The organism is Sphingomonas phyllosphaerae (assembly GCF_036946485.1).
Classification (GTDB): domain Bacteria; phylum Pseudomonadota; class Alphaproteobacteria; order Sphingomonadales; family Sphingomonadaceae; genus Sphingomonas; species Sphingomonas phyllosphaerae_E.
Genome location: NZ_JAQIJA010000001.1, coordinates 59,650 through 85,393 on the forward strand (window position 1 = coordinate 59,650; position 25,744 = coordinate 85,393).

Here is a 25,744-nt window from a genome sequence, read left to right on the forward strand (position 1 = left end):
GCCGCGATGACGCAGGTGTGACAATGCGAGCCGGACTGATGCGCGTGCTGATGCAGGAGGACCTCAATTTCCTGCTGACCAACCGCTTGCCGCGGCGCTGGGCGACGAAGATGGTCGGGCGGATCGCCGCGATCGAGCATCCTTTGGTCGCGAAGCCGGCGCTGGCGGCGTGGCGGTTTTTCTGCGACGTCGACCTGCGCGACGCCGAGACGACGCGCTTCGCGAGCCTGCGCGACGGGTTCATCCGGCGGCTGCGCGACGGGGCGCGCGTGTTCGCGGAGGGCGACGCGGTGGTGGCGAGCCCGTGCGACGCGATCGTCGGCGCGCATGGGCGGGTGGAGAACGGGCAAGTCTATCAGGTGAAGGGGTTTCCGTACCGGCTGGCCGAGCTGGTGCCGGATGCGGCGCTGGCGGCGCGCTTCGCGGACGGGTGGTTCGTGACGCTGCGGCTGACCGCGGGGATGTACCACCGCTTCCACGCGCCCGCCGACCTGACGGTCGAGGCGGTGACCTATCAGTCGGGCGATTGCTGGAACGTCAACCCGATCGCGCTGCGCCGCGTCGAGCGGCTGTTCTGCCGTAACGAGCGCGCGGTGATCGAGGCGCGCGGGACGGGCGGGCGCGAACTGTTGCTGGTGCCGGTCGCGGCGATCCTCGTGGCGAGCATCCGGCTGACCTTCCTCGATACCGAGCGGACGTTGCGGGAGCACGGGCCGGGGCGGCGTGCGTGCGATGTCGCGGTGACCAAGGGCGCGGAAATGGGGTGCTTCGAGCATGGCTCGACGATCGTGATGTTCCTGCCCGGTGGAGCGCGGCTGCGTGAGGGGTTGCAGGAGGGGCAGCCGATCCGCGCTGGAGAGGCGATCGCTGAATGGTGAGCGGTTCGTCCTTGCGAGCGTAGCGAAGCAATCCAGGGCGTCCTGGTCCGGCACTGGATTGCTTCGCTACGCTCGCAATGACGAGTCAGGCCGCCGGCAACGTCAGCGTCACCAAGAGGCCATGCGGCGCATTTTCCGCCAGCGTCACTGCGCCGCCGTAGAGCGCCGCAAGCTCCGCGACGATCGGCAACCCGAAGCCGTGACCATCGCCGCGCTCGTCGAGCCGCGTGCCGGGTTGCAGCACCTGCGCGCGGGCGTCGGCGGGGATGCCGGGGCCGTCGTCGGCAATCGTTAACGCGACGCTGCGCCCGTCACGCCGTGCGACCACGCTGATCCGCGACGTGGCATGGCGCGCGGCATTGTCGAGCAGATTGCCGAGCAGTTCGTCGAGGTCCTGCGCATCGACCGCGACCGCGAGATCTTCCGCGATCGCGCGCCCGATCGTCAGCGGGGGGCCGTCGCGGAGCCGCTCCACCACCGCGGCGATGTCCGCGACCGCAGGCGCGAGGGGTGTGGCGACGCGGCGGTTGACCGCGGCGGCGCGGGCGCGGGCGAGATGGTGGCGGATCGTGCGGTCGATCCGCGCCACCGTCGCGGCGAGGCGCGGCTGGTCGCGCAGGTCGATCGCCAGCGCCGCGACCGGGGTCTTGAGCGCATGGGCGAGATTGGCGGCGGAGGCGCGCGCGCTCGCCAGCGCCGCTTGGCTATCGGTGGCGAGTGCGTTGAGTTCGCTCGCCAACGGCGCCAGTTCGGCGGGCTGGTCTTCGTCGACGCGCTCACGCATGCCGGTACGGATCGCCGCGACCTGCTCGCGCAACCGGCGCAGCGGCCGCAGCGCGACGCGCAGCTGGACGAGCAACGCCGCGGTCAGCAGCGCCGCGACACCCGCGAGCGCCATCAGCAACGGCGCGAGCGCCCCCTCGATCGGGCGCGCGATCACGTCGCGCGGCGCGGCGGCGGTTAGCGTCACGTCGCCGCGGCGGGTGGTAAGCGTGATCGTGCGGGCGTGGAGCGCACCGCCGTCCGCCGCTTTCGCCTCGACCGGCCGCGGGCCGGGCGGAGCGGGCGGGGCGGGGGGCGCCGGCGGCGTCGGCGGTCCGGCGGGCGGGGTCGGGACGTCGGCGGCGCCGATCGCGCCGTCCGGGCCCGCGATCCGCCATTGCCAGCCGGGATCGCTGCCGAACGCCGCGACGCGCTGCGTCAGTCGCGCGCGGTCGACACGCCCCTCGCCGTCGACGACCGAGGCGAGCACCAGCAATTGCGCGTCGAGCCGGCGGTCGAGCCCCTCGGTGACGAACCTACCGAGCAGGCCCGCCATCACCGCGCCCGCCAGCACCAGCGCGAGCGATGTCGCGACCGCCGACACCAGCAGCATCCGTGCCTGGAGCGAGCGCGGCACCCAGCGGATCATGCCGGGCACACCAGCCGGTAGCCGCGCCCGCGCACCGTCTCGATCAGCGTCGCGCCGATCTTCTTGCGCAGCCGCCCGACGATCACCTCGAGGCTGTTCGAATCGACATCGGCGTCGCCTTCGTACACGCGCTCGAGCAGGTCGAGCCGCTCGATCACCGCGTTGCGATGGAGCATCAGCTGCGACAGCACGCGCCATTCGAAGGCGGTCAGCTTGAGCGGCAGGCCGTCGCGCTCGAACACCCCGGTCTGCGAATCGAACGACAGTGGCCCGCACGTCAGCAACGCCTGCGCATGACCGGCGGCGCGGCGCATGAGCGCGCGGAGCCGCATCACCAGTTCCTCGACGCGGAACGGTTTGACGAGGAAGTCGTCGGCACCCGCCTTGAACCCGGCAACCTTGTCCGACCAGCCGTCGCGCGCGGTGAGGATCAGCACCGGCAGGTCGCGGTGCGCGTCGCGCCACGCCTTGAGCACCGAAATGCCGTCGCGCCCCGGCAGGCCGAGGTCGAGCACCGCGGCGTCGAAGCGCTCGGTTTCGCCGAGATGCGCGGCGTCGACGCCATTGGTGGCGAGGTCGACCGCGAAATTCTCCTCGCGCAGCGCGCGCGCGATCGCCGGTCCGAGATCGCGGTCGTCCTCGACCAGCAGGATACGCATCGTGCCCCTTCCTTCGTGCGTCGCGTGAACCATCTTCCCTTTGGTCATCCCGGACTTGATCCGGGATCCCGCTTCTTGCCACCGTCGCTGAAAGCGGGGCCCCGGATCAAGTCCGGGGCGACGGGGAGGTGCAGGTGCTTCCTGCTGTCTTCCGCCCCTATGCCGATCGCTTAAACCGAAACTGAACGATCCGGTTCAGCGCGGGTGGCAGGGGGCGCGCCTAAACGTCGCTCATCAACCCGAAGAGGAGTGAGTGATGAAGGCTTCGATGATCCCGCATCTGTCGCGCGGCCAGCGGGTCGCGCTCGGCGGTGCCGCCTTGCTGGCGATGGGTGCCGCGGGCGGCGCGGGCGCGGTGCAGCTGACGCGGCCGAGCGTGGAGATGGCGCCGACCGTGCCGACCGCAATCGCCAAACTGCCCGCTACCAGCGGCATCGTGACGGTGCGTGGGCGCGTCGCGGGTGTCTATGGCACGCGCTTTCTGGTCGAGGATGCCAGCGGGCGCACGCTGGTCGACGCCGGGCCGGGCGCGGGCACGTTGACCAAGGGCGCGCCGGTGCTGGTGCAGGGCCGCTTCGACGATGGCCAGTTGCGCGCGCGCTTCCTCGCCGATCAGGGCGGGGTGCGCGAGGTCGGTGCGCCGCCGCCCCCGCCGCCCCCGCCGGCTCCGGGGGCCGGCGCACCGCCGCCTCCGCCGCCTGGAGCCGGTGCGCCGCCGCCTCCGCCGCCGGGTGCGGGCGCGCCCCCGCCGCCTCCGCCGCCGGGCGCTGGCGCGCCGCCGGCCCCGCCTGCACCGGGCGCTGGTACTCCACCGCCTCCTCCCGCACCGGGCGCCGGCGCGCCGCCGCCGCCACCGGTGAACGGGCAGGTGCCGCCCGCGCCGGTCGCTCCGCGCGCGTGATCGAACCGGGGGAGCAGCGCCACGCGCGCTGCTCCCCTTTTCGCGCGTCAGGCGGTTTCAGGCACCGGGGTCAGCGCCGCTCCGCGGTCGAACCAGCTGATGAGGTTATCGACCACCAACTGCCCCATCGCCGCGCGGGTCTGTTCGGAGGCCGAGCCGAGGTGCGGCAGTAGCACGACATTGTCCATCGCGCGCAGCTCGGCCGGCACATGCGGTTCGTCGGCATATACATCGAGCCCGGCGGCGAGGATCGTGCCTTCGCGCAGCGCCGCGATCAGCGCCGGCTCGTCGGTAACGCTGCCGCGCGCGACGTTGATGAAGATGCCCCTCTCGCCCAGTGCCGCCAGCACCTCGGCGTCGACCAGATGCCGCGTCGACGCGCCGCCCGGCACGATCGCGATCAGCACGTCGCACGCTTTCGCGAGCGCGACCGGAGTGTCGTGATAGGCATAGGCAACATCGTCGCGTCGCGTCCGCTGATGATAGGCGATCGCGACATCGAACCCCTCCAGTCGCCGCGCGATCTGCTGCCCGATCGCGCCCAGCCCGAGGATGCCGACCGTCCGCCCGCGCAATGTCGGCGAGAGCGGGAAGGGCGCCTGTTCCCAGCGCCCGTCGCGCACGTAGCGGTCGGCTTGCGGCAGGCGGCGGATCGTCGCGAGCAACAGCCCGAGCGCGAGATCGGCAACCTCGGCGTCCAGCACGCCGGGCGTGTTGGTGACCATGATCCCGCGCGCCGCCGCCGCCTGCGCGTCGATATTGTCATAGCCGACGCCGAAATTGGCGACGATCTCGAGTGCGGGCAGCCGGTCGAACAGCGCGGCATCGACCCGGCCGGCAAGCGTATTGGCGGCCAGCCCGCGGATCGTCGGCCCGTGTTCCGCCAGATACGCATCGGCGTCGGGCTGCTCCCACAGGCGGTGCAGCGTGAAGCGCGCGTCGAGCGCGGCGATCACCGCGCCGGGCATCGGGGCGGGCATGAGGATGTGCGTGTCGGTCATGCCCGCCGGTGTAGCGGCTCGTGCGCCGCGCGTCAGCCGACCGGACGCGCGCCGGGCGTGCCGCATTTGACGAACTTGCCGTTGGCGGCCTTGCAGCGCGTCGCCTTTGCAGGCGGGCATTTGACGAACTTGCCGGTCTTGGGGTCCTTGCACGGCGCGGCGGCGACCGGCGGGGCCACCAGCGTCAGCACAGCGGCAACGGCGAGCAGACGAAGCATCGGACATCCTCCAGCCCGATCATCGGGCACGATCAAGGTTAAGCCCTTCTTTGTGCGAGGGAAAGTCGAAGGGCTTGTCCGCTCGACGGTTTAGCGCCGATAGGTTGGCCAAGACGAGAAGGAGGGGCTGTATGCGACGGATGATATGGGCGGGCGTGGCGGCGATGCTGGCGAGCGGGATGGCGCAGGCCGAACCGGCAAGGCTCGATCCGAAGACCGCGGTCTATGAATTGCGCACCTATTACCCGGCGCCCGGCAAGACGGCGGCGCTCAACGCGCGGTTTCGTGAGCATACGCTGGGGCTGTTCGCCAAGCACGGCATGACCAACGTCGCCTATTGGAATGAGATCGCCACCGACGCCGCGCCCGAGGGACGGGTGGTGTATGTGCTCGCCTATCCGAGCCGTGCGGCGCGCGATGCGGATTGGGCGGCGTTCGGCAAGGACCCCGAGTGGCAGAAGGTCGTCGCGGCGTCCGAGGCGGGGGGCAAGCTGGTGACCAAGGTCGACAGCGTGTTCATGACCGCAACGGATTACTCGCCGCCGATCCTTCCGAAATGATCGTCGCCCCGGACTTGATCCGGGGCCCCGCTTTTCGGACGGCCGGGAGAAGAAGCGGGATCCCGGATCAAGTCCGGGATGACGGGATCGCTACGCCGCGCCGCCCGGCTTGAGCAGGTCGAGCACCGCGGCGGTCATCGCGGTCGCGCCGGTGGTGACGACCGCCTGCGGATCGACCTTGAACAGCGGCGAATGGTGCGACGGGATCGGCGGTCCGCCCTTCGCGGCGGCGTCGAACGCCGCCTGCTGCGTGCCGCCAACCGCGAAATAATAGCCCTTGATGCCGTATTTGGGTTCGATGAACGCGGCGAAATCCTCCGCGCCCATGCCCTTTTGCTGGAAGGGGATCACCTTGTCCGCGCCCAGCGTCGTCGCCATCACCGCGTTGAGCCGGCGCGCCAGCGCGGCGTCGTTAATCGTCGTCGGCGTGCCCTCGATCACCGTCACGACCGGCAGCTTGTCCGCGGGCATCCCGTTCAGCTCGCCGATCCCGCGCGCGACGCGCCTGATCCCGGCGAGCAGTTGCGCGCGCGTCGCCTCGTCGTTTGCGCGCACCGTCACCTGCAATTTTGCCTGATCCGAGATGATGTTGTGCTTGAGCCCGGCGTGGAAGCTGCCGACGGTGATGACCGCCGGGCGCAGCGGCTGGCGCTCGCGGCTGACCAGCCCTTGGAGCGCGATGACCAATTGGCTGGCCATATAGACCGGGTCCTTGCCGGCCTGCGGGCTCGCGCCGTGCGCGCCGATGCCGGGGACGACAATGTCGACGCTGTCCGACGAGCTGTACTGGATGTCCTCCGACGCCGACACGGTGCCCGCCAGCCCTTCGGAGTTCGAGTGATAGGCCAAAGCGTAATCGGGCTTGGGGAAGCGCGTGTAGAGCCCGTCCTTGACCATCGCCGCCGCGCCGCCGACGCGTTCCTCGGCGGGCTGGACGACGAAGACGACCGTCCCGGCCCAGCGATCCTTCATCGCGGCGAGCCGCCGAGCGGTCGCGACCAGCCCGACGATATGCGTGTCGTGCCCGCAGGCGTGCATCACCGGCGCCTCGACGCCGTCCACGCCGACCTGCCGCACGGTGCTTGCGTTGGCGAGCCCGGACTTCTCCTCGACTGGCAGCCCGTCCATGTCGGCGCGGACCAGCACGACCGGGCCGCTGCCGTTCTTCAACACCCCGACCACGCCGGTCCCGCCGACCTTCTCGGTGACCTGCACGCCTTTGATCGCGCGCAGCGCCGCCGCCATCTTCGCGGCGGTGCGCTCTTCCTTGAACGACAGTTCGGGGTGGCGGTGGAAGTCGTCCCACATCGCGGCGAGCGACGTGTCGTAATCGGCGCGGATCGCCGCGGCATAATCGGGCTCGGCGGACGCAGGCTGCGCGAAAGCCCCGAGCGCGGCGGCGGCGAGAAGCAGATGACGCATGGCAAGACCCCCTTGTTTTCCGCAGCCTAGGGTCTGCGTCCGGTCACAACAAGCGATCGTGTGCCGTCTAAACGTCATTGCGAGCGGAGCGAAGCAATCCAGGGCCGGATCAGGACGCCCTGGATTGCTTCGCTACGCTCGCAATGACGAAGGTTCACATCCGCAAAGTCGCCGACAGATAGAAGCTGCGGCCGTAGAAGCTGCTCTCCTGCCAGATCGACGGATTGTTGTTGTAATAGGCTTCTTCGCGGCTGTTGTTCAGGTTGATGACGCCCGCCGCGAAGCTGAGATAATCGGTCGGGGTGAAGCCCGCCGACAGGTCGAACTGCGTGCGCGCGCGCACCGTATGGCCCTCGGTCGCGAAGAAGCTGTCCGCGCCATTCTGTTCGTAGGAGCTGCGGTAATTGGCCGACAGCCGCAGGCTGAATAGCCGGTTCTCCCAATAAGGCGTGATGTTGGCGGTGTTCTTCGACAGGTTGCGCACCGTGAAGCCGGTGCCGATCGCGACCTTGGTCGGGATCACGCGCGTATAATTGGCGAGCAGCCCGAAGCCGTCGACCGGCAGCCAGCGGTCGAACGACTGGTTCCAGCTCACCTCGACGCCGCGGATGCGGATCGTACTGGGGTCGTTCGAGGTCTGGGTGATGTTATAGATGTTGCCCGCGGCATCGACGCAGTCGCCGTTGGTCGCGCCGGTGCTGGCGCGCGACAGCGCGGTGCCGTTGAACGCCGACGGGCAGACCAGCGACGAGAAGGTGCCGTTCTTCACCCATTTGTAGAAGCCGTTGATCGACAGCGCACTGGCCGGGCCGTAATACCATTCGACGCCCAGATCGAGCTGGTCGGCGGTCAGCGGCTTGAGCCCCGACTGGCCGAGATCGATCGTCAGCGTGCGCGTGCCGACCGGGAAGGTGTTGGCGGTCGACGAGGTGGTCTGCGCCAGCGAGCTGCGCGAATCGAGGATCGGGCGCACCAGCACCTTGGCGGCGGCGAAGCGCACCTGCAGCGTGCGGGTCGGCTCCAGCACGAGGTTCAGGCTCGGCAGGACGTTGTCATATTCCTGTGTCTCGACATATTCGCCAATCTTCTGCGTGACGTCGGTGTAGCTGCCGGTGCGTGGCTGGGTGATGTTGCCGTTCACGACCTGCCGAGTGTGCTCGTAGCGCACGCCGAGATTGCCGCGCAGCGGCGCGCCGAACACCATGCTGTCGAGCGAGGCCATCGCATAGACCGCGGGGATGTAGCGATCGACGGTATAGCTGCCCTCTGGCGCAGGCAGGTCGGGCACCGCGATCCCGGCATTGGCGAGCGCCTGGCGATAGCCGGCGGTGTCGGGCGCGATCCACGCATTGGGCAGGTTGCCGTTTCCGTCGAGGAACCCGCCGACGCCGTAGCTGGCCGCCGACAGCGCCGGGAACAAGGTGCTGGTCGGCCCCGGCCGGTTGGCGATCGAGCCGAGATCGTGGCGGCCGACATCGCGGACGAAGCTTTCATGGCGGAACTTGGTGCCGGCCGCGAATTGCGAGATCGGGCCGAGCGTCACGTCCTTGGTGACGTCGACCTGCGTCGAGACTTCCTTGCCGGTGGTGCGACGCGTCGCGCCGTTCGGGAATTCGTTCCGCACCAGCGTCGCCTGATTGTAGAGCGCCGGATCGGACAGGTTCGCCGCGACCGTGTATTTCGGCTTGCGCGGATCGGTGATGTCGAGCGTCGCCGACGGGATGGTGACGCCGAGGATCGCGGCATCCTCGCGCGAATAGGCGTAGCCACGCGTGAAATTGCCGACCGCGCGGACCGCGAGCCCGTCCTCGTCCTTCCACTTCATCGCCAGCGTATAGCCCTGGCTCGACAGCTTGCGGCTTTCCTCCTGCCGGTTGTTCTCCAGCGTGAAGTTGGTGGCGGTCGTCACCTTCGACGCGCCGTCGCTGATGCTGCCGGCGGTCAGCCGCGCGGTGTTGAACAGGAACACCTGCTGGTTGACGTCATATTTGGTGTCGTCGCGCGCGTAGATCGCGGTGGCGTCGATCTCGAGCCGGTCGGTCGGGCGCCATTGCAGCCCGCCGCTGCCGGTCAATTGCTCGATCGAGCGGTCGATGCGGCGATAGCGCGGGCGGCGCGGCACCGCGATTATCGCGCCGTCGATCGTCTGCGTCGCCCAGCGATCCTGGAACAGATAGTCGGCGCGATCCTCGAGCTTCTGATAGCCGAGGTTGACGTACACGCCGAGCCGCCCGTCCGCGAACTGGTCGACATAGCTCGCGCCGAACTTCGGCGTGATCGTCTTGCCGGCATATTCGCTGTTCTGCGCCTTGGCGGACAGCACGATCTTGCGGTTCTTGTAGTCGAGCGGCTGGACGGTCTGGATGTTGATCGTCCCCGACAGCCCGCCGCTGTCCATGTCAGGGGTCGGCGACTTCAGCACCTGCACGGCATTGGCCAGTTCGGTCTGGATGATGTCGTAGCGAAAGCCGTCGGTGAAGTCGGCGCTCTTGAAGGTCTGGCCGTTGATCGTGGTGAGCGCATATTGCGGGCCGAGCCCGCGGATGCTGATCGTCGCGCCGCGGCCGTTGATGTTCTGCATCTGCACGCCGGAGATGCGCTGGATCGATTCGGTGATGTTCTGGCTCGGGAACTTGCCGAGATCCTCCGCGGAAATCCCGTCGCTGACACGCGTGTCGCGGCGCTTGGCGTCGAGCGCGGTGGCGATCGAGGCGCGGAAGCCGGTGACGACGACCTCGCCCGCTTCCTCGGCGGCATCGGCGGCGGCGATCGGCTCGCTGGTCGCCGGGGTAGGCGTGACGGGATCATTGGGGTCGACCGGGACGGTCTGTGCGGCAGCGATCTGCGCCATCAGGAACAACGCAGACCCTGCGGTGCCGAGCAGCATCGTCTTCACCGCACGCAGAGCGCGTGCCGGTTCGCGAACAACAACAGCCATTTTCCCAACCCCCGAGTTGTTAAGCATGTGACGCCGGTCGGCTTTCGTCCGATCGCGGGCCCTGCTCCTCCTGCACGACCAAGGTGCTTTGGTATCAAGCGGCTGTCAATTGGTTTTACAACGGTCCCATATTGCCCTGACCAAATCACCGTCGCTTCCTAATGGAACCTACTAATCCAGAGCAGGTTATGTTGGCGAATGCGACGCGGATCGGCGTCGTTCGGCTGCGGAGAGCGGTGGTGATCGGACGAAATCCCACGGGCACCCTGCTGCTTCAACTACTTTCATCGGAGGATCGAGCATGAACAAGCACGAACTGCACGGTGGTGCGCGCTATGTCGGCGGCAAGGTCGAGGAGGCCGTCGGCGACGTCGCCGACCGTCGCGACTGGCAGGCCGATGGCGTGCTGAACCAGGTCGCGGGCGGTGCCGAGAATTTGTTCGGCCGCGCGCAGTCGATCGCAAGCGACGTTGCGGACATGACCCCGGGGCTGATCGAGGAAGCGCGTGAGCGGATCGGCGACACCGCCGATCGTGCCGCGGCCGCGACGCGCCACGGGGCGCAGGCGGCGAGCATGACCGTGCGTGAGAACAAGGGCGCGACGCTGGCGCTGGTGGCCGCGCTGGGCGGGGTCGCATTGGGGTGGCTGCTCTTCGCGCGTCGCCGCTGACGATTACGATTCGAGTTCAAGAGTAACAGGAGTGCGTATGGCTACGAACCTCTCGGCCGGCATGATGCCGGTGGAGCAAAGCGCAATCGCTCGCGCCGGACGGCGCGTGTCGTGGGGCGCGATCTTCGCCGGTGTGGTGATCGCGGTGGCGGTGCAACTGCTGCTCGGCATTCTGGGCACCGGCATCGGGCTGTCGATGGTCGACCCGGTCGATGGGACCACGCCGGGCGCGACGGGCTTCGGGATCGGGGCCGGCATCTACTGGCTGATCACGACCGTGATCGCGCTAGGCTCAGGCGGCTATGCCGCTGCGCGGCTGTCGGGCGTGACCGAGAAGTTCGATGCCTTGTCGCATGGGTTGGTGGTGTGGGGCGTCACGCTGATCCTGACGCTCTACCTGCTGACCTCGGCGGTCGGCGGGATCATCGGCGGTGCGTTCCGCACGGTCGGCTCGGTGACGGGCGCTGCCGGGGCGACGGTCGGGGCGGTCGCCCCCAGGGCAGCGCAGGTCGCGGGCGTCGATGCCGGCGACGTGCGGCAGGAAGCGTCGGCCTATCTGTCGGACGCGCCCAGCGATCCGGCGCAGATGACGTCGGAGCAGGCGCAGACCGAAATCGCCAAGCAGTTGCCAGCGCTCGCCCGCGGCGGTGCTGACGGGCAGCGCGCGGAAAGCCGGATCGTCGACATCGTCGCTGCGCAGCGCAAGATCAGCCGCGAACAGGCACAGGCGCAGGTCACGCGGGCCAAGGCGCAGTTCGTTCAGACCAAGAATGACGCGGTCGAAACCGCCAAGTCGGCGACCGACGCCGCCGCCGGCGCCGCTGCCAGCACCTCGTTCATCCTCGTACTCGCGCTGTTGGCCGGCGCCGGTGCGGCCGCCTTTGGCGCGACGACGGCAACCCGCCGCCGCCTGCGCTGAGTGCCCGCGGCGGGCCAGCGTATCCGGCCCGCCGCACCCCTTTTTCCTGCAACGGAGACGATGATGAACCGCAAGATCGCTCTCGCTACTGCCTCGCTCGCGATGCTGACGCTGTCGGCCTGCAACACCGTTCACGGCGCAGGCAAGGACCTGAAGTCGGCCGGGCAGGCGGTGTCGAACGCCTCGGGCGAAGAAAAGAAATAGCTTCGATCGGCGGTGCGGCGCGTAGCGTAGGCCGCGCCGTCGGTCGGACTATCGGCGGCCCGCCGGGACGATCGTCCCGGCGGGCCGCTTGCTTTTCGACATATCCCGTTCCGGCGCAGCGCTCCTCGGGAAATGCGTGTCAGCCGATCAGCAACCCGGCCAGGGCTGCGCTCATCAGATTGGCGAGGCTTCCCGCCGCCAGCGCGCGCAGCCCCAGCCGCGCGATCGTCGGGCGCTGGTTGGGGGCGAGGCTGCCGGTCACCGCCATCTGGATCGCGATCGAGCTGAAATTGGCGAAGCCGCACAAGGCGAACGTCACCACCGCGATCGTGCGCGGCGACAGCGCCGCCGCCTGCTTGCCGAGATCGATGTACGCAACGAATTCGTTGAGCACGATCTTCTCGCCGAACAACCCCCCGGCGATCCCGGCCTCGTTCCACGGCACGCCCAGCAGATACATGACCGGCTGGAAGACATAACCGAGCAGCCCCTGGAAGCTCAGCCCCGGCATCCCGATCAACCCGCCCGCCGCGCCGAGCAGCCCGTTGGCGAGCGCCACCAGCGCGACGAACGCCAGCACCATCGCGCCGACCGCCACCGCCAGCTTGACGCCGGTCTGCGCCCCCTGCGCGGCGGCCATGATGAGATTGGCAGGCTTTTCCTCGTCATGCGTCGCATCGGGCAAAGGCTCGCCCGGCGTGCCCTCGGGCAGCAGCGCCGCCGGGCCACGCCCGCTGATCCGTGCCTCGGCCAGCGCGATCTGGCGCTGTTCGTCGGGCAGGTCGCCGAGCGGCAGCTCGCCCTCAGGCGGCACGACGCGATCGGGCATGATGATCTTGGCCATCAGAATTCCGCCCGGCGCGGCCATGAAGCTGGCGGCGAGCAGGTAATCGATGCTGATCCCCATCGAGGCATAGGCGGCGAGGATCGTCCCCGCGACGCCGGCCATCCCGCTGGTCATCACCGTGAACACCTGCGCCGGGGTCAGCCCGGCGAGATAGGGGCGGATCACCAGCGGCGATTCGCTTTGCCCGACGAAGATGTTGGCGGCGGCGCACAGGCTCTCGACCTTGCTGGTGCCGATCACCTTCTCGATCGCGCCGCCGATCCAGCGGACGACGAATTGCATGACCCCCAGATAATAGAGGATCGAGACCAGGCTGGCGAAGAAGATGATGACCGGCAGCGCCGCGATCGCGAAGCTCTGCCCGCCGACCGCCGGGCTGGCGAGATTGCCGAACAGGAATTCGGTGCCCTTCTGCGAATAGCCGAGCAGCGCCGCGACCCCCGCCGACGCGCCGGCCAGCGCGGCGCGACCCGGCGTCCAGTAGAGCACGATTGTCGCAATGGCTGCCTGCAATGCGAACGCGCTGGCGACGATCCGCGGCCGAATCGCGCGCCGGTCGGCCGACAGCAGCACCGCGAGCAGCAGGATGACGGCGATCCCCGCCAGGCCGATGAGAGTCCGTTGCATTTTTCTTCTTCGCTGCCGAAGTTCCGCGCCATGACATGCCCGCCGGCGGATCGCCAGCGAAGATCATGTCAACGCGCTATCCGCCCCATCCGTTCGCCCTGAGGAGAGGCTGAGCTTGTCGAAGCCTCGTCTCGAAGGGCCTTCGCCAACGCGGTGCTTCGAGACAGCATTTCGACAAGCTCAATGCTTCCTCAGCACGAACGGACTGGTGTATGTCACGGGCAATCGGTGATTGCCCGCCCCGCCGCCGCCCCGTACACCGCCGCGATGGAAGACCCCGACCATCGCCCGATCGCCCACCGCGCGATCCCGCCCTCGCTGTTCGCCTTTTCGATCTTCTACGGCGGGATGGTGTGCATCGCCGGGGTGCTCGGCAACAAGCAGGTGTCGCTCGGCCCGATCTCGCGGCTCGGGCCGCTGGTCGGGCTGCCGCCGCTCGCGGTGGAGGCGGGGATCTTCGCCTTTCTGCTGCTGGTCGTCACCTCCAGCGCGGTCGCCGAACTGCACGGGCAGAAGGTCGCGGGGCGGCTGGTGCTGATGGGGTTCGTGCCGCTGCTCGTCTCGATGGTGCTGACGCTGGTCGTGCTGGTGCTGCCCGCCGCGCCGGAGATGGATGGCGGGCATCTGGCGGCGTTCAACCAGATGATGGGCGCGACGCCATGGATCTGGGCGGGCGGGATCGTCGCCTATGGCGTGTCGCAGACGCTCAACGTTACGATCTTCTCGTGGTTGAAGGGCAGGGAAGGCGGCAAGCTGCTGTGGTTCCGCGCCGCGACGGCCAGCGCGCTCAGCCAGATCGTCGATTCGGTGCTGTTCATCTCGATTGCCTTCGGGCTGTCGGCGGTCGGGTGGTTGATGGCGGGGCAGATGCTGGCCAAGGTCGTGCTGTCGGTGGCGCTGGTGCCGCCGCTGATCTACGCGCTGGTGGCGATCGGGCGCCGGCTCGACGCCTGACCTTTTCGGCGCGCCCTGCCGCCGCTATGGCGCCGCACATGACCGATCCGAACCTATCGCCCGCCTTGAAGGCCGAAACGCTGGTCGAGGCGCTGCCGTATCTGCAACGCTATGCCGGCAAGACCTTCGTCGTGAAATACGGCGGGCACGCGATGGGCGATCCCGAGGCGCAGGCCGATTTCGCCGAGGACGTGGTGCTGCTCAAGGCGGTCGGGATCAACCCGGTCGTCGTCCACGGCGGCGGGCCGCAGATCGGTCGGATGCTCAAGCGGCTGGGCGTGGAGTCGCGCTTTGTCGATGGCTTGCGCGTCACCGATGCCGAAACCGCGCAGATCGCCGAAATGGTGCTGGCGGGCTCGATCAACAAGGAAATCGTCAGCTGGATCGGCCGCGCCGGGGGCCGTGCGGTCGGCATCTCGGGCAAGGACGCCGGGCTGGTGCAGGCCGAGAAGGTCGGCCGGAGCGATCCCGACCGGTTGCAGGGGATCGAGCGCAAGGTCGATCTCGGCTTCGTCGGCGAGCCGGTCGCGGTCGATCGCCGGATCATCGATTCGCTCAGCCGCGACGGAATCATCCCGGTGATCGCGCCGATCGGCATCGGTGCCGACGGCCACACCTACAATATCAACGCCGATACGATGGCGGGTGCGATCGCCGCCGCGCTGGGCGCGTCGCGCTTCTTCCTGCTCACCGATGTCGCGGGGGTGCTCGACAAGCAGGGGCAACTGGTCACCGACCTGAACCCGGCGGCGGTCGCCGCGCTGCGCGCCGACGGCACGATCTCGGGCGGGATGATCCCCAAATTGGAGACGTGCGTTGCGGCGGTCGAGTCCGGCGTGGATGCCGCGGTGGTGCTCGACGGGCGCGTGCCGCACGCGATGTTGCTCGAAATCTTTACGAAACGCGGTGCAGGCACGCTGATCCGCAAATGAGCGGCAGCCTTTCGATCCGCCCGCCGGTGCTCTACATTACCGGCACACCTATTGGGAGACGCCCGGCGTGCTGACGACCACCATCATCCAGATCCTGCAGGTGATCCTGAACCTCGTCTGGTGGATCATCATCGTGCAATTCGTGCTGTCGCTGCTGATCTCGTTCAACGTCGTCAACACCTCGAACAACTTCGTCCGCTCGCTGTACGAGGGGCTCGATCGCCTCACCGAGCCGATGTACCGCCCAATCCGCCGGATGCTGCCGAACACCGGCGGGATCGATTTCGCGCCGGCGGTGGTGCTGGTGCTGATGGCGATCATCAACATCATCCTCAACAATATCGCGCTGAGCGCGATGACCGGCGGTACGGCGATCTGAGCGCCTGGCGCGAGACGCCGGACGGGCTCGCGATTGCGGTTCGCGTCACGCCGCGCGGCGGGCGTGACGCGCTGCTCGCCGGGACCGACGAGCATTTCACGGCGCGCCTTTCCGCCGCGCCCGTCGACGGCGCGGCCAATGCGGCGCTGATCGTGCTGATCGCCAAGCATTTCGGCGTCGCGAAGCGTGACGTCACGCTGATCGCCGGACAGACCGCGCGCCTGAAGCGGCTCGCGATCGCGGGCGATCCGCAGGTGCTGGCGCGCGCCGCCGCTTCGCTCTATGCGGTCGCGCCATGACTGCTCGCCTCATCGACGGAAAAGCCTTTGCCGCCAAGCTGCGCGACCGTGTCGCCATCGCGGCCGCCGCCTTCACCGAACAGGCAGGGCGCAAGCCCGGTCTCGCGGTGGTGCTGGTCGGCGAGGACCCGGCCTCGTCGGTCTATGTCCGCTCCAAGGGCAAGGCGACCATCGCCGCAGGCATGGAGAGTTTCGAGCACCGCCTGTCCGCCGATGTGACCGAGGCGGAGCTGATCGCGCTGGTCGATCGCCTCAACGCCGACGAGACGGTCGACGGCATCCTCGTTCAATTGCCGCTGCCGAAGCATATCGACGAGCGTGCGGTCATCACCCGCCTCGACCCCGACAAGGATGTCGACGGCTTTCACCCGGTCAACGCCGGGCGGCTCGCGACCGGGCTCGACGGGCTGGTGCCGTGCACCCCGCTCGGCTGCCTGATGCTGCTCCAGGACATCCACCCGCATCTGGCCGGGCTGGAGGCGGTGGTGATCGGCCGCTCGAACATCGTCGGCAAGCCGATGGCGGCATTGCTGCTCCAGCAGAGCTGCACCGTCACCACCGTCCACAGCCGCACGCGCGACGTGATGGGGCATGTCCGTCAGGCCGATATCGTCGTCGCCGCGGTCGGCCTTCCCGGGTTCGTTCAGCCGGAGTGGATCAAGCCCGGTGCGACCGTGATCGATGTCGGCATCAACCGCACCGATGAAGGGCTGGTCGGCGACGTCGACCCGCGCGCGGCCGAGATTGCGGGCGCGATCACGCCGGTGCCGGGTGGCGTCGGTCCGATGACGATCGCGGTGCTGATGCGCAACACGCTCGTCGCCGCCGGACGCCGTGCTGGCATCGCGGTCGATCCGGCGCTCTGATGATCGAGCTGTTCGTCTCGTCGTTCATCACGCTGTTCGTCATCATCGATCCGCCCGGCTGCGCGCCGATCTTCGCCGGGCTCACCGCCGGCGCGACCGCCGCGCACCGCCGCGCGATGGCAATCCGCGCGGTGATGGTCGCGGCGGGGATCCTGCTGGTCTTCGCGCTGGCGGGCGAGCCGCTGCTTCATGCGCTCGGGATCGAGCTGGCGTCGTTCCGGATCGCGGGCGGGGTGATGCTGTTCCTGATCGCGCTGGAGATGGTGTTCGAGAAGCGCACCCAGCGCCGCGAGGACCGCGCCGCCAAGATCACCGAGGAAGAGGCCGACGACGTCTCGATCTTCCCGATGGCGATGCCGATGATCGCCGGACCGGGCTCGATCGCGTCGGTGATGCTGCTCACCGCGCGCAGCCACGGCATCGAACAGACCGCGGTGGTGATGGCGGCGCTGGCGGCCAACCTGCTGCTGATGCTGATGGCGCTGCTCGCCGCCGGGCCGCTGATGCGGGTGCTGGGGGCGAAGATCGAGGCGGTCATCACTCGCCTGCTCGGCGTGCTGCTCGCCGCGCTGGCGGTGCAATTCGTGATCGACGGCGTGATGGAGCAGTTGCGGTAAGTTCGTCATTGCGAGCGCAGCGAAGCAATCCAGGACCGTATCAGGATGCCTTGGATTGCTTCGCTGCGCTCGCAGTGACGTAATCTACTCCACCCGGAACGCTCTGAACGGTGATCCCTTCTTGATCGGCAGCGGCACCAGCCAGTCGAAATGCTCGCCCTTCGCCAGCCGGTCGTAGAAGCCGCCGCGCGCCTTGGCACGGTAGTTGGTCGACTCGGCCATGTCAGGACACACCAGCAGCATCGTCGCGCCGTGGCGCTTCATGATCGCGCGCGCCACCTCCGGCGTGCCCATGAACGCGTGGTGGACGTCGAGGATCGCGTTGCCGTTGCGGTGGTACGGGCCGGCGATGGCGTTGTGGTGGGTCAGGGTGATGAGCCGCGGTCCGAGGTCGACGAAGGTGAAGACGGTCTGTGCCGGATAGCGGTCGAGCGGCTGCATCGCCGGGATCGTCAGGCAGCGCCCGGTCGCCTTGTTGACGCGGCGGACATAGGCGCTGGGGCGATCGACCTTGAAGCGATCGATGATGATCTGGGTAAAGCTGCCCGAGACGATCACGAACAGCGCCGCCGCCGCCGCTGCCTTCGCCCACCAGTAACGCGGTGCGATCAGCCACGGCACGGCCATCCACGCCAGCGCCGCCGCGCCGGGGATCGCGAGCAGCTGCGCCGCCGGACCGGCGCGCGCCTGCCACAACAGCATCAGCGCCGCGAATGCCCCGAACAGCGCCACGCATGCCCAGCCGCGCAGGGTCGGCTGCCGGCGTGCCCGCCACGTCGCAAATAATGCGCCGATCAGTCCGATGAGCGGGAGGGTGACGATCGGGAGCGCGACACGCAGCGGATGGCGGTAGATCGGCTTGGCCTCGCGGACCTGCGACAGCCAGCTCGTATAGAGTTCGTTCGAAACCTGCTCGGGCCGGCCGAGGCATTGCGGGAAGGCGAGCGCGAAGAACGCCGCTACGAGCGCACCCGCCGCGACCACCAGCAACAATCGTATCAAGGGTTTGCGCGGCGAAACGACCGCGAGCGCCAGCAGCAGCCCGCCCGCCAGCACCATCGTCGAGGCATAGACCGGGGTGAGCGCATCGCAGCGATAGACGCGATTGGCGTAGGAAGTGAACGCCGCGAATCCCGCCGCCACCCCGCCGGCGAGCGCCAGCGCGTAGAAGGCCAGCCGTTCACGTTCTGCCCGCTCCCATACCCAGGCGAGCGCGATGATCCCCCCCGCCATCGCGGCATAGGGCAGCATTTCCAGCCCGATCGTCAGTGAAATTGCGGTCGCGGTGCCGACCAGTGCACCACCGCGCGCGCGGTGCGGATCGCACAGCCCGGCGACCGTCACCGCCAGCATTGCGAGCTGCCAGCCGTGATGGTCGATCCGATCGGGCATGAACATGCCGAGCGCGACGTTGGTGGCGAGGAACAGCGCGATCCCCAGCGGCCACGCCAGCGGATGCACCAGCCGCCGCAGCGTCGCGCCGAGCGCCACCAGCACCACCGCCATCGGCAGCAGCGGCGCGATCCCGCACGCCAGCCGCTCGGCCTCCGCCACGCCCACGAACGGCCGCAGCAGCACGATCAGCCCGGCGATCGGCAGGTCGACGAGCCGCGACCAATGGATGTCGAACCCGCCCGGCGGATTGAGCCGGTAGTTGCGCAGGTCGAACCAGCCCTGGCCGTTCAGCAGCGCGCGGACCTGCATCAGCCGCATATTGTCGTCGGTATCGCCCAGTGACAGCCAATGGATCGCGGCCCAGCGCTGCCACACGTACCAGATCGCGATGCCGGCCCATGCCAGTAGCGTCAGCCGGAGCCAGTGGCGATCGAGCGTCCGCGCGACGCGGTCGTGCGTGGCGGGCGGCAACAATGGGTCGGTCAACACTTTTCCTTCACGCCGCACCCTGGCGCGCGGTCCATCGATGGCGCGATAGGCCGCAGCGGGAAAAACGGCAACGGCGTCCCGTCCCCGCGCGCACGCGACCATTGCCAGCATCGGCGCGCGGCCCTAGGCGGGCGGCGGAAAGGGCTAGGTTGTGGCGACGTTGCAAGCAGACGGCAAGATCGATCAATTCCGCGCGCTTTTCTGGCAGATCGTCCGCTTCGGGCTGACCGGGGGCGCCGCGACCGTCATCTATGCGGCGGTCTACTGGCCGATCGCCACCTATGCGCAGGTGCGCTGGCCGCTGGAACATCGCAGCGTCTGGCCGCTGATCGCCAATGTCCTGGGCTATCTGGTGTCGATGATGGCGGGCTATGTCATCCACAGCCGCTGGAGCTTTCGCGGGGTGGGCGAGCGTGGCAATGTCGCGCGGACCGGCGGCCGCTACCTGGTGGTGATGCTGGTCAGCTTCACGATGAACACGTTCTTCGTCTGGTTCCTGACCGGGCCGATGCACGGGGCGACGTGGTGGCCGCTGGTGACCAACGTCTTCGTCACCCCGATGCTGACCTTCGTTCTTTATCGTTTCTGGGTGTTCGCTTGAGCAAGAGTAATCGCTGATGGACCGTCGCGTCTATGATCGCATGGCCGAACACGATTCGACCCATTGGTGGTATCGCGCGCGCCGCGACATTCTGGCCGATTATCTGACGCGCGAAGGTCGATTGCCGACGCCCGCACGGATACTGGAGATCGGTTGCGGCACCGGGCACAATCTGCCGATGCTGGCGGGGTTCGGCGAGGTCGATGCGATCGAGATCGATCCCGCCGCGCGTGCGATCGCCAGCCAGCGGCTCGGCAAGCCGGTCAGCGATGCACCGCTGCCCGCACTGCCCGGCGTGCCGCGCGGCCATTACGACCTGATCGCGGTGCTGGATGTCGTGGAGCATATCGAGGACGATGTCGCCGCGTTGACGGCGATGCGCGAATGTCTCGCGCCCGGCGGCAAGATCCTGATCGCGGTGCCGGCGCATCAGTGGATGTGGAGCGCGCACGACGTGGTGAACCATCACCACCGCCGCTATTCGAAGAAGACGCTGCTCGGCGCGATCCACAAGGCGGGATTGAAGGAGCGGGGGCTTACCTACTTCAATTCGCTGCTGTTTCCGCTGGCCGCCGCGGCGCGGGTCGCGGGTCGGCTGACCGGGCGCGACGACAGCGACGATTCGCCGCCGGCCGCGCCTGTCAACGCGCTGTTCGAGCGGATCTTCCGGGTCGAGCGGCATCTGGTCGGGCGCGTGCCGATGCCGACTGGCGTGTCGATCCTGACGCTGGCGGAGCCGAGTTAGGCTAAGGGATAGCGTCAGTGTGATGTCGTTGCGAATGCAGCGTTTAGGACGCCCTGGATTGCTTCGCTCCGCTCGCAATGACGAACGGTGTAGCCGACCTCACGTCATTGAGATCTGGCCGTCGCCCCTGCGGAGGCAGGGGCCTATGGCTGCGGAGTTTGTGTGATTGGCCGACACATGAGCGGCGTTCTTTGTGTCTGATGTTACGACAGGACGGGACAGACATGGGTCCCTGCCTGCGCAGGGACGACGGTGGTTCTTGTCGAACGGCGTTCTAGCGCATTTCCGGATTGGGCGGCATCTGGTCGGGCACTGGCGGAGTCGATGTGGCGGTGCCGAATTGATGCCTTCGCAGGCGCGACGGTCGGGAAGTGCGGTTATTCGCCGATCACATGTAGCGCCAGAGTCCGGCGGTGGGGGGCGGTGCGGTGTTCGAACAGGTAGAGGCCCTGCCACGTGCCCAACATCATCCGCCCGTCGTGAACCGGAATGCCAAGCGAGACGTTCGTCAGCGCAGTCTTGAGGTGCGCGGGCATATCGTCGGGGCCTTCGTCGTCATGTTCATAGTCGCGTGACTCGGGGGCGAGCCGCTGAAAATAGCGTTCCAGATCGCGACGGACTGCCGAGGCTGCGTTTTCGTTGATGAGCAGCGACGCCGAGGTGTGGCGGCAGAACACCGTCAGCAGCCCGTCGGTGATGCCCTGCGCATCCAGCCAGGTGGTGACGGCGTCAGTGATCTCGACCAGCCCGGCCCCGCGGGTCGCGACCGTCAATCTGCCATGCGCCTGCCGCATCAGAACAGCCGCCCGCCATCGGGAACAGGGAAGGTGGGATGCACCAGCACCACCTTGCCCTGCGCATCCGGGAAGCCGAGCGTGAGCACTTGTGACATGAACTTGCCAATCTGGCGCGGCGGGAAGTTGATCACGGCCGCCACCTGTCGCCCGACCAGTCCGTCGCAATCGTAATGTTCGGTGATCTGCGCCGACGATCGTTTCACCCCGATCGTCGGGCCGAAGTCGATCGTTAGCTTGAACGCCGGCTTGCGCGCCTCGGGGAACGGCTCCGCGGCGACGATCGTCCCGACCCGCACGTCGACCGCCAGAAAGTCGTCGAACCCTATCTCGGGCGCGGGCGGGGCGGCGGGGTCGTGGGTGGCGTGCATCAGAAGTCCGGATTCTCGTAATAGCTCGGCGGTTCGATCCCGCTGATCCGCTCGGCGAGCAGCGGGCGGAAGCTGCGGCGGCTCTTGAACGCCGAATACCACGCCTTGGTCAGCGCATGGCCCGCCCAGTCGATCCCGCCGAGATAGTCGGCGACCGAGATTTGCGCCGCCGCGGCGAGGTCGGCGAGGCTGATCGTCGAGCCGGCGATCCACTTCCGATGGTCGAGCAGGAAGTCGATGTAATCGAGGTGCCCGACCGCCGACTTCATCGCCTCGCGCAGCCGCGACGCGTCGGGGGCCATGCGGTGCGCGATGCGCTTGATCATGCGCTCGTCGAGCAGCGGTTGCGTGACGTCGCGATAGAAATGCGTGTCGAACCACGCCACCAGACGGCGGATCTCGGCGCGGTTGGCGGCGGTGCCGTTGATCATCGCGACCCGCTCGACGGTTTCTTCGAAATATTCGCAGATCGCCATCGAATCGACCAGCACGACGCCCCGATCGTTGTCGGTCATCACCGGCGTCTGCCCGGCGGGGTTCATGTCGATGAACGCGTCGCGCCGCTCCCACGGATTCTCGCGCATGAGCTGATAGCCCACGTCCTTTTCATTGAGGAGCGTGCGGACCTTGCGCGTGAACGGACACAGCGGGAACTGATAGAGCTGCCACATATATCGGCGCTGTTAGGCCGAAGTAGGGGGCGCAGGGAAGCGCCTTCGTCGCGCGAGCGGGACGATCAGCCCGTGGCGCGCGGGCGGCGGCGCGGCACCGCATCCGACTGCCGCCGGATCAGCGCGTAATCGACCACGACATGCGGGTGATCCTCGCTGCTGCCGGCGCGCCGCTGGCGAATCTCGCGCATCAGCAGGTCAACCGCGGTGCGTGCCATGTCGCTGACCGGCTGGCGGATCGTGGTCAGCTCCGGCCAGACCGTTGTGGCGAGTGCCGAATCGTCGAAACCGCAGACGGTGAGGTCGCCGGGCACGTCGAGATCGCGGCGGTGCGCGATCGCGACGGTCGCGGCGGCCATGTCGTCGTTGCTGGCGAAGATCGCGGTCGGCGCATCGGACAGGTCGAGCAAGCGTTCCGCCGCGTCCAGCCCCGAGCGATAGCCGAAATTGCCCTCCGCGATCAGCGTGTCGTCGACGTCGAGCGCCATGTCGACGAGCGCATCGCGATAGCCGGCGAGCCGCTCGCCGGTGGCGCTCTGGTTCGCCGCGCCGGTGATGAAGCCGATCCGCCGATGGCCGAGCGTACCGAGATGGCGGGTCATCTCGTAAGCGGCCTTGCGATCGTCGATGCTGACCGACAGCGCCCATTCCGGCGCGCGCCCGGTCGAAACCGCGACGACCGGCACGTCACGCTCGCGCAGCATCGCCACGACCGCCTCGGCATCGCCGAGCGGGGGCGGGAGCAGCAGGCCGTCGACGCGCCCGTTCAGCAGGTGCTCGATCGCCGCCAGTTCCGCGCCCTCCGCGCATTGTTCGACGATGATCTGCCCGTTCTGGCGCGCGGCCTGATCGAGACAGCCGACCAGGAACTCGCTGAAATAGAACAGGCTGGTCGTGGTGTGCAGGACGCCGAGGCGGAAATCCTCGCCCCCGGCCAGCATCCGTGCCGCCGCCGACGGTGCGTAGCGGAGCGCGGCGATCGCCGCCTCGACCCGCTCGCGCGTCGCCTCGCGCACGCTGCCTTCGCGATTGATGACGCGGCTGACCGTCATCGGCGACACGCCCGCGCGCGCCGCGACGTCGCTGATCGTCGGGGCGTTGCGTTGGCGGCGCGACCCGCGCGGTTCGTTCATGCCGGACAGTCCATATGCTACGGTTCTTGGCGGGCCGGAGCGGCGTCGGCAAGCACGAGATTAGTCGTGGTGACCCGGAACGTACGCAAAGGACTGCGCCTCGTACCAGGCCAGATCGTGCGCGGGCGGCGCGACGCCGGCGGGCAGGGCGCGGCCGTTGACCGACATCCAGTATGCGAGGCTGGCGTCGCGCCACCAGCGCGCCTCGCGCTCCTGCACCGCCAGATAGGTGGCGGTCTTCTGCCAGCGTTCGGCATCGACCTGCGTGCGCACGCCATCCCATTGCTGTCGCATTGCCGCGACATAGGCGACGCCGCGGTCGTAATGCGCGACAAGGTCTTCCCACAGCGTCTTGCCCGACGGCATCTTCCGGTCCCAGGCGACGTGGTGGAACCACAACAGGTCGCGCTCGGGCGTGGTCTTCGGGTCGGCAAAGCGCTTTGCGACCGGCGGCGCATATTGCGCCACCGCGTTGCTGCCCGTCTTCGTCCGGTCGAAACCGATGCCGTCGCGGTCGGCCTTGTGGTAATAGACCGGGTTCCATTCGGGGCGCGCCAGATCGGCGACCCACGGCCCCGGCCCGTAATGGTGTCCGGTCGCCATCAGATGCGCCAGCCCGAGCGCGCCGGTGTAATCGACCACCGCCTCGCGCGAGCCCATCATCATCGCAACCGCGGTATCGACCACCGGACGGTCGGTGCCGAACGTCTGCTGCGCCCATTCGCGCGCGATCGGCTCCGCCTTGAGCGCCGGGTCCCACGCCATCCGGCCGAGGGCGTACCAATTGGCCTGATTGAAGGTCGACCCCGACCAGTCGCGATCGCGCCCGATATTGGCGACGCCGGCCATGCCGGTCAGGCGATGCCGCTCGCTGCTGCCGTCGACGACCGAGGCGACCGTCTCGGCGCCGCGCCCGGTCTTCGCCGACAGCACTTCCTCGAACAGCGGGCCGAGATAGGCGAGGTGGGTCGCGAAGCCGAGATATTCCTTGGTGATCTGGAATTCCATCATCAGCGGCGTCTTCGGCATCGCGCCGAACAGCGGATGGAAGGGCTCGCGCGGCTGGAAGTCGATCGCACCATTCTTGACCTGCACCATCACATTGTCGGCGAAGGTGCCGTCGAGCGGCTTGAACTCGGTATAGGCCTGCTTCGCGCGGTCCTCGGGATCGGTCTCGGCATAGACGAACGCGCGCCACATCACGACGCCGCCGTGCGGCTTCACCGCGGCGGCGAGCATGTTCGCGCCGTCGGCGTGGCTGGCGCCGTAATCGCGCGGGCCGGGCTGGCCCTCGCTGTTCGCCTTCACCAGAAAGCCGCCGAAATCCGGGATCGCGCGGTAGATTTCGTCGGCCTTCGCCTTCCACCACGCGGCCACCTGCGGATCGCGCGGGTCGGCGGTCTTGAGACCGCCCAGCTCGATCGGCGCGGAGAAGCGCGCGGAGAGATAGACCTTGATCCCCCACGGCCGGAACACGTCGGCCAGCGCCGCCGCCTTGGCGATGTAGCGCGGGGTCAGGCTATCGGCCTTGGCGTTGACGTTGTTGAGGACGGTGCCGTTGATGCCGATCGAGGCATTGGCGCGCGCATAGTCGGTGTAGCGCGGGTCCTTGAGGTCGGGGAGCGTCCACCAGTCCCACAGCGACACGCCGGCATAGCCGCGCTCGACGGTGCCATCGAGATTGTCCCAGTGGTTGAGGACGCGCAGCTTCACCTTGGGCGCGCTGATGAGCGTCGCGTTCGCCGCCGTACCGCCGGTCGCGAGATGCCGGAGCAGCGCGAAGGCGCCGTAGAGCGCGCCCCGGTCGGTGTTGCCGGCGACCAGCAACGTCGGCTTGCCGTCCAGCGTGACCGGGCGAACCAGATAGCCCTCGTCACCGAGCGGCGCGAACGGCAGCCGCAACCCCACGACCTGTGCGTCGGCGGAGGTGGCGACGGTGACGCTCATGCCCGCCGGCAGCGCGCGGGTCAGCTCATCGGCGGCGAGGCGCAGCGTGGCGGTGTCGCCGCGCACCGCGACCGTCGCGGCGGCCGGCGTCGCCGCCGGTGCACGCAGCCACAACCGATAGCCGTCATCGGCGTGCGCGGCGCTTGCCAGCATCAGGGCAAGCGCACCCAGCCATCCCGAACGTGCCTTCATCACCGCTCCCGCTACCTTTGGCGGCATTGACAACGCCGCTTCTGAACGGCCATGGTACCGCTATCAGCAAAATTCACAAGTCCCGGCGCCAGATCGGGAAAGTT

Annotated in this window: 27 protein-coding genes; 14 read left to right on the plus strand and 13 right to left on the minus strand. The window is 68.3% G+C overall.

Going from position 1 to position 25,744, the window contains the following annotated elements:
• Positions 1 to 23 precede the first annotated feature (23 nt).
• Positions 24 to 878, plus strand: a complete 855-nt coding sequence (gene asd, locus PGN16_RS00280) for an archaetidylserine decarboxylase (RefSeq protein ID WP_335307430.1) — start codon at positions 24 to 26, stop codon at positions 876 to 878.
• A gap of 85 nt (positions 879 to 963) precedes the next feature.
• Here asd and PGN16_RS00285 read toward each other — a convergent pair whose 3' ends face one another.
• Entirely contained in the window at positions 964 to 2,289 is a 1,326-nt protein-coding gene (locus tag PGN16_RS00285; protein WP_335307431.1) for a HAMP domain-containing sensor histidine kinase, read from the minus strand.
• Positions 2,286 to 2,948 (minus strand): response regulator transcription factor, encoded by a 663-nt coding sequence (locus tag PGN16_RS00290; protein ID WP_335307432.1) that lies wholly within the window; start codon positions 2,946 to 2,948, stop codon positions 2,286 to 2,288. The genes PGN16_RS00285 and PGN16_RS00290 overlap by 4 nt, the downstream gene beginning before the upstream one ends.
• A 256-nt stretch (positions 2,949 to 3,204) precedes the next feature.
• On the opposite strand from PGN16_RS00290, the gene PGN16_RS00295 reads away from it, so the two are divergent.
• On the plus strand, positions 3,205 to 3,849 hold the full coding sequence (locus PGN16_RS00295; protein WP_335307433.1) for a hypothetical protein: 645 nt from the start codon (positions 3,205 to 3,207) through the stop codon (positions 3,847 to 3,849).
• Between the two features lie 47 nt (positions 3,850 to 3,896).
• Here the strand turns inward: PGN16_RS00295 and PGN16_RS00300 are convergent, their stop codons facing one another.
• Both PGN16_RS00300 and PGN16_RS00305 read right to left on the minus strand, forming a co-directional pair.
• The gene (locus tag PGN16_RS00300) at positions 3,897 to 4,850 is read right to left on the minus strand and encodes a 2-hydroxyacid dehydrogenase (RefSeq protein ID WP_335307434.1); all 954 of its coding nucleotides are present in this window, start codon (positions 4,848 to 4,850) and stop codon (positions 3,897 to 3,899) included.
• Positions 4,851 to 4,882: 32 nt separating this feature from the next.
• Entirely contained in the window at positions 4,883 to 5,068 is a 186-nt protein-coding gene (locus tag PGN16_RS00305; RefSeq protein WP_335307435.1) for a hypothetical protein, read from the minus strand.
• Between the two features lie 131 nt (positions 5,069 to 5,199).
• Here PGN16_RS00305 and PGN16_RS00310 point away from each other — a divergent pair, with 131 nt between their 5' ends.
• Positions 5,200 to 5,628, plus strand: a complete 429-nt coding sequence (locus PGN16_RS00310; RefSeq protein ID WP_335307436.1) for an NIPSNAP family protein — start codon at positions 5,200 to 5,202, stop codon at positions 5,626 to 5,628.
• Between the two features lie 90 nt (positions 5,629 to 5,718).
• Here PGN16_RS00310 and PGN16_RS00315 read toward each other — a convergent pair whose 3' ends face one another.
• Positions 5,719 to 7,050 carry an amidohydrolase gene (locus PGN16_RS00315; protein WP_335307437.1) on the minus strand — a complete coding sequence of 444 codons (1,332 nt, stop codon included), beginning with the start codon at positions 7,048 to 7,050 and terminating at the stop codon, positions 5,719 to 5,721.
• Between the two features lie 154 nt (positions 7,051 to 7,204).
• Positions 7,205 to 9,937 (minus strand): TonB-dependent receptor, encoded by a 2,733-nt coding sequence (locus tag PGN16_RS00320; protein ID WP_335308362.1) that lies wholly within the window; start codon positions 9,935 to 9,937, stop codon positions 7,205 to 7,207.
• Positions 9,938 to 10,289: 352 nt separating this feature from the next.
• On the opposite strand from PGN16_RS00320, the gene PGN16_RS00325 reads away from it, so the two are divergent.
• The 3 genes from PGN16_RS00325 to PGN16_RS00335 all read left to right on the plus strand — a co-directional run bounded on the left by PGN16_RS00325 (position 10,290) and on the right by PGN16_RS00335 (position 11,781).
• Positions 10,290 to 10,658 carry a CsbD family protein gene (locus PGN16_RS00325; protein ID WP_335307438.1) on the plus strand — a complete coding sequence of 123 codons (369 nt, stop codon included), beginning with the start codon at positions 10,290 to 10,292 and terminating at the stop codon, positions 10,656 to 10,658.
• 37 nt (positions 10,659 to 10,695) lie between these two features.
• The gene (locus PGN16_RS00330) at positions 10,696 to 11,577 is read left to right on the plus strand and encodes a hypothetical protein (protein WP_335307439.1); all 882 of its coding nucleotides are present in this window, start codon (positions 10,696 to 10,698) and stop codon (positions 11,575 to 11,577) included.
• A gap of 63 nt (positions 11,578 to 11,640) precedes the next feature.
• Entirely contained in the window at positions 11,641 to 11,781 is a 141-nt protein-coding gene (locus PGN16_RS00335) for an entericidin A/B family lipoprotein (protein WP_443019552.1), read from the plus strand.
• Between the two features lie 139 nt (positions 11,782 to 11,920).
• Here PGN16_RS00335 and PGN16_RS00340 read toward each other — a convergent pair whose 3' ends face one another.
• Positions 11,921 to 13,255, minus strand: a complete 1,335-nt coding sequence (locus tag PGN16_RS00340; RefSeq protein ID WP_335307440.1) for a NupC/NupG family nucleoside CNT transporter — start codon at positions 13,253 to 13,255, stop codon at positions 11,921 to 11,923.
• A gap of 267 nt (positions 13,256 to 13,522) precedes the next feature.
• Between PGN16_RS00340 and PGN16_RS00345 the strand changes: the two genes are divergently transcribed.
• The 6 genes from PGN16_RS00345 (at position 13,523) to PGN16_RS00370 (ending at position 17,302) form a co-directional block, all read left to right on the plus strand.
• Positions 13,523 to 14,209: a queuosine precursor transporter gene (locus tag PGN16_RS00345; protein ID WP_335307441.1), complete on the plus strand. Its 687-nt coding sequence runs from the start codon at positions 13,523 to 13,525 to the stop codon at positions 14,207 to 14,209.
• A 26-nt stretch (positions 14,210 to 14,235) separates the two neighbouring features.
• On the plus strand, positions 14,236 to 15,141 hold the full coding sequence (argB, locus tag PGN16_RS00350) for an acetylglutamate kinase (RefSeq protein WP_443019553.1): 906 nt from the start codon (positions 14,236 to 14,238) through the stop codon (positions 15,139 to 15,141).
• A 67-nt stretch (positions 15,142 to 15,208) separates the two neighbouring features.
• On the plus strand, positions 15,209 to 15,520 hold the full coding sequence (locus PGN16_RS00355) for a YggT family protein (RefSeq protein ID WP_335307443.1): 312 nt from the start codon (positions 15,209 to 15,211) through the stop codon (positions 15,518 to 15,520).
• A gap of 32 nt (positions 15,521 to 15,552) precedes the next feature.
• Positions 15,553 to 15,819: a DUF167 domain-containing protein gene (locus tag PGN16_RS00360; protein WP_335308364.1), complete on the plus strand. Its 267-nt coding sequence runs from the start codon at positions 15,553 to 15,555 to the stop codon at positions 15,817 to 15,819.
• Positions 15,816 to 16,685: a bifunctional methylenetetrahydrofolate dehydrogenase/methenyltetrahydrofolate cyclohydrolase FolD gene (folD, locus tag PGN16_RS00365; RefSeq protein WP_335307444.1), complete on the plus strand. Its 870-nt coding sequence runs from the start codon at positions 15,816 to 15,818 to the stop codon at positions 16,683 to 16,685. The genes PGN16_RS00360 and folD overlap by 4 nt, the downstream gene beginning before the upstream one ends.
• Positions 16,685 to 17,302, plus strand: a complete 618-nt coding sequence (locus tag PGN16_RS00370) for a MarC family protein (RefSeq protein WP_335307445.1) — start codon at positions 16,685 to 16,687, stop codon at positions 17,300 to 17,302. The genes folD and PGN16_RS00370 overlap by 1 nt, the downstream gene beginning before the upstream one ends.
• 84 nt (positions 17,303 to 17,386) lie before the next feature.
• Here PGN16_RS00370 and PGN16_RS00375 read toward each other — a convergent pair whose 3' ends face one another.
• Positions 17,387 to 19,183: an AcrB/AcrD/AcrF family protein gene (locus tag PGN16_RS00375; RefSeq protein ID WP_335307446.1), complete on the minus strand. Its 1,797-nt coding sequence runs from the start codon at positions 19,181 to 19,183 to the stop codon at positions 17,387 to 17,389.
• A 154-nt stretch (positions 19,184 to 19,337) separates the two neighbouring features.
• Here PGN16_RS00375 and PGN16_RS00380 point away from each other — a divergent pair, with 154 nt between their 5' ends.
• Positions 19,338 to 19,787, plus strand: coding sequence for a GtrA family protein (locus PGN16_RS00380; protein WP_335307447.1), 450 nt, complete (start codon positions 19,338 to 19,340; stop codon positions 19,785 to 19,787).
• A gap of 16 nt (positions 19,788 to 19,803) precedes the next feature.
• On the plus strand, positions 19,804 to 20,532 hold the full coding sequence (locus PGN16_RS00385; RefSeq protein WP_335307448.1) for a class I SAM-dependent methyltransferase: 729 nt from the start codon (positions 19,804 to 19,806) through the stop codon (positions 20,530 to 20,532).
• Between the two features lie 377 nt (positions 20,533 to 20,909).
• Here PGN16_RS00385 and PGN16_RS00390 read toward each other — a convergent pair whose 3' ends face one another.
• From PGN16_RS00390 to PGN16_RS00410, 5 genes are all read right to left on the minus strand, one after another.
• A complete protein-coding gene (locus PGN16_RS00390; RefSeq protein ID WP_335307449.1) occupies positions 20,910 to 21,326 on the minus strand; it encodes a secondary thiamine-phosphate synthase enzyme YjbQ in 417 nt (138 codons plus the stop codon).
• Positions 21,326 to 21,697, minus strand: a complete 372-nt coding sequence (locus PGN16_RS00395) for a tRNA-binding protein (RefSeq protein ID WP_335307450.1) — start codon at positions 21,695 to 21,697, stop codon at positions 21,326 to 21,328. The genes PGN16_RS00390 and PGN16_RS00395 overlap by 1 nt, the downstream gene beginning before the upstream one ends.
• Positions 21,697 to 22,368, minus strand: a complete 672-nt coding sequence (locus PGN16_RS00400; protein ID WP_335307451.1) for a glutathione S-transferase family protein — start codon at positions 22,366 to 22,368, stop codon at positions 21,697 to 21,699. The genes PGN16_RS00395 and PGN16_RS00400 overlap by 1 nt, the downstream gene beginning before the upstream one ends.
• 65 nt (positions 22,369 to 22,433) lie before the next feature.
• Positions 22,434 to 23,501, minus strand: coding sequence for a LacI family DNA-binding transcriptional regulator (locus tag PGN16_RS00405; RefSeq protein WP_335307452.1), 1,068 nt, complete (start codon positions 23,499 to 23,501; stop codon positions 22,434 to 22,436).
• A 60-nt stretch (positions 23,502 to 23,561) separates the two neighbouring features.
• The gene (locus PGN16_RS00410; RefSeq protein ID WP_335307453.1) at positions 23,562 to 25,640 is read right to left on the minus strand and encodes an alpha-glucuronidase family glycosyl hydrolase; all 2,079 of its coding nucleotides are present in this window, start codon (positions 25,638 to 25,640) and stop codon (positions 23,562 to 23,564) included.
• Positions 25,641 to 25,744: the final 104 nt, after the last annotated feature.

Excerpts from the sequence above, each read along its gene's own strand:
- asd (WP_335307430.1), top strand. The coding sequence starts at position 24 with ATGCGAGCCGGACTGATGCGCGTGCTGATGCAGGAGGACCTCAATTTC.
- PGN16_RS00285 (WP_335307431.1), bottom strand. The coding sequence starts at position 2,289 with ATGATCCGCTGGGTGCCGCGCTCGCTCCAGGCACGGATGCTGCTGGTG.
- PGN16_RS00290 (WP_335307432.1), bottom strand. The coding sequence starts at position 2,948 with ATGCGTATCCTGCTGGTCGAGGACGACCGCGATCTCGGACCGGCGATC.
- PGN16_RS00295 (WP_335307433.1), top strand. The coding sequence starts at position 3,205 with ATGAAGGCTTCGATGATCCCGCATCTGTCGCGCGGCCAGCGGGTCGCG.
- PGN16_RS00300 (WP_335307434.1), bottom strand. The coding sequence starts at position 4,850 with ATGACCGACACGCACATCCTCATGCCCGCCCCGATGCCCGGCGCGGTG.
- PGN16_RS00305 (WP_335307435.1), bottom strand. The coding sequence starts at position 5,068 with ATGCTTCGTCTGCTCGCCGTTGCCGCTGTGCTGACGCTGGTGGCCCCG.
- PGN16_RS00310 (WP_335307436.1), top strand. The coding sequence starts at position 5,200 with ATGCGACGGATGATATGGGCGGGCGTGGCGGCGATGCTGGCGAGCGGG.
- PGN16_RS00315 (WP_335307437.1), bottom strand. The coding sequence starts at position 7,050 with ATGCGTCATCTGCTTCTCGCCGCCGCCGCGCTCGGGGCTTTCGCGCAG.
- PGN16_RS00320 (WP_335308362.1), bottom strand. The coding sequence starts at position 9,937 with ATGCTGCTCGGCACCGCAGGGTCTGCGTTGTTCCTGATGGCGCAGATC.
- PGN16_RS00325 (WP_335307438.1), top strand. The coding sequence starts at position 10,290 with ATGAACAAGCACGAACTGCACGGTGGTGCGCGCTATGTCGGCGGCAAG.
- PGN16_RS00330 (WP_335307439.1), top strand. The coding sequence starts at position 10,696 with ATGGCTACGAACCTCTCGGCCGGCATGATGCCGGTGGAGCAAAGCGCA.
- PGN16_RS00335 (WP_443019552.1), top strand. The coding sequence starts at position 11,641 with ATGAACCGCAAGATCGCTCTCGCTACTGCCTCGCTCGCGATGCTGACG.
- PGN16_RS00340 (WP_335307440.1), bottom strand. The coding sequence starts at position 13,255 with ATGCAACGGACTCTCATCGGCCTGGCGGGGATCGCCGTCATCCTGCTG.
- PGN16_RS00345 (WP_335307441.1), top strand. The coding sequence starts at position 13,523 with ATGGAAGACCCCGACCATCGCCCGATCGCCCACCGCGCGATCCCGCCC.
- argB (WP_443019553.1), top strand. The coding sequence starts at position 14,236 with ATGGCGCCGCACATGACCGATCCGAACCTATCGCCCGCCTTGAAGGCC.
- folD (WP_335307444.1), top strand. The coding sequence starts at position 15,816 with ATGACTGCTCGCCTCATCGACGGAAAAGCCTTTGCCGCCAAGCTGCGC.
- PGN16_RS00370 (WP_335307445.1), top strand. The coding sequence starts at position 16,685 with ATGATCGAGCTGTTCGTCTCGTCGTTCATCACGCTGTTCGTCATCATC.
- PGN16_RS00385 (WP_335307448.1), top strand. The coding sequence starts at position 19,804 with ATGGACCGTCGCGTCTATGATCGCATGGCCGAACACGATTCGACCCAT.
- PGN16_RS00390 (WP_335307449.1), bottom strand. The coding sequence starts at position 21,326 with ATGCGGCAGGCGCATGGCAGATTGACGGTCGCGACCCGCGGGGCCGGG.
- PGN16_RS00395 (WP_335307450.1), bottom strand. The coding sequence starts at position 21,697 with ATGCACGCCACCCACGACCCCGCCGCCCCGCCCGCGCCCGAGATAGGG.
- PGN16_RS00400 (WP_335307451.1), bottom strand. The coding sequence starts at position 22,368 with ATGTGGCAGCTCTATCAGTTCCCGCTGTGTCCGTTCACGCGCAAGGTC.
- PGN16_RS00405 (WP_335307452.1), bottom strand. The coding sequence starts at position 23,501 with ATGAACGAACCGCGCGGGTCGCGCCGCCAACGCAACGCCCCGACGATC.
- PGN16_RS00410 (WP_335307453.1), bottom strand. The coding sequence starts at position 25,640 with ATGAAGGCACGTTCGGGATGGCTGGGTGCGCTTGCCCTGATGCTGGCA.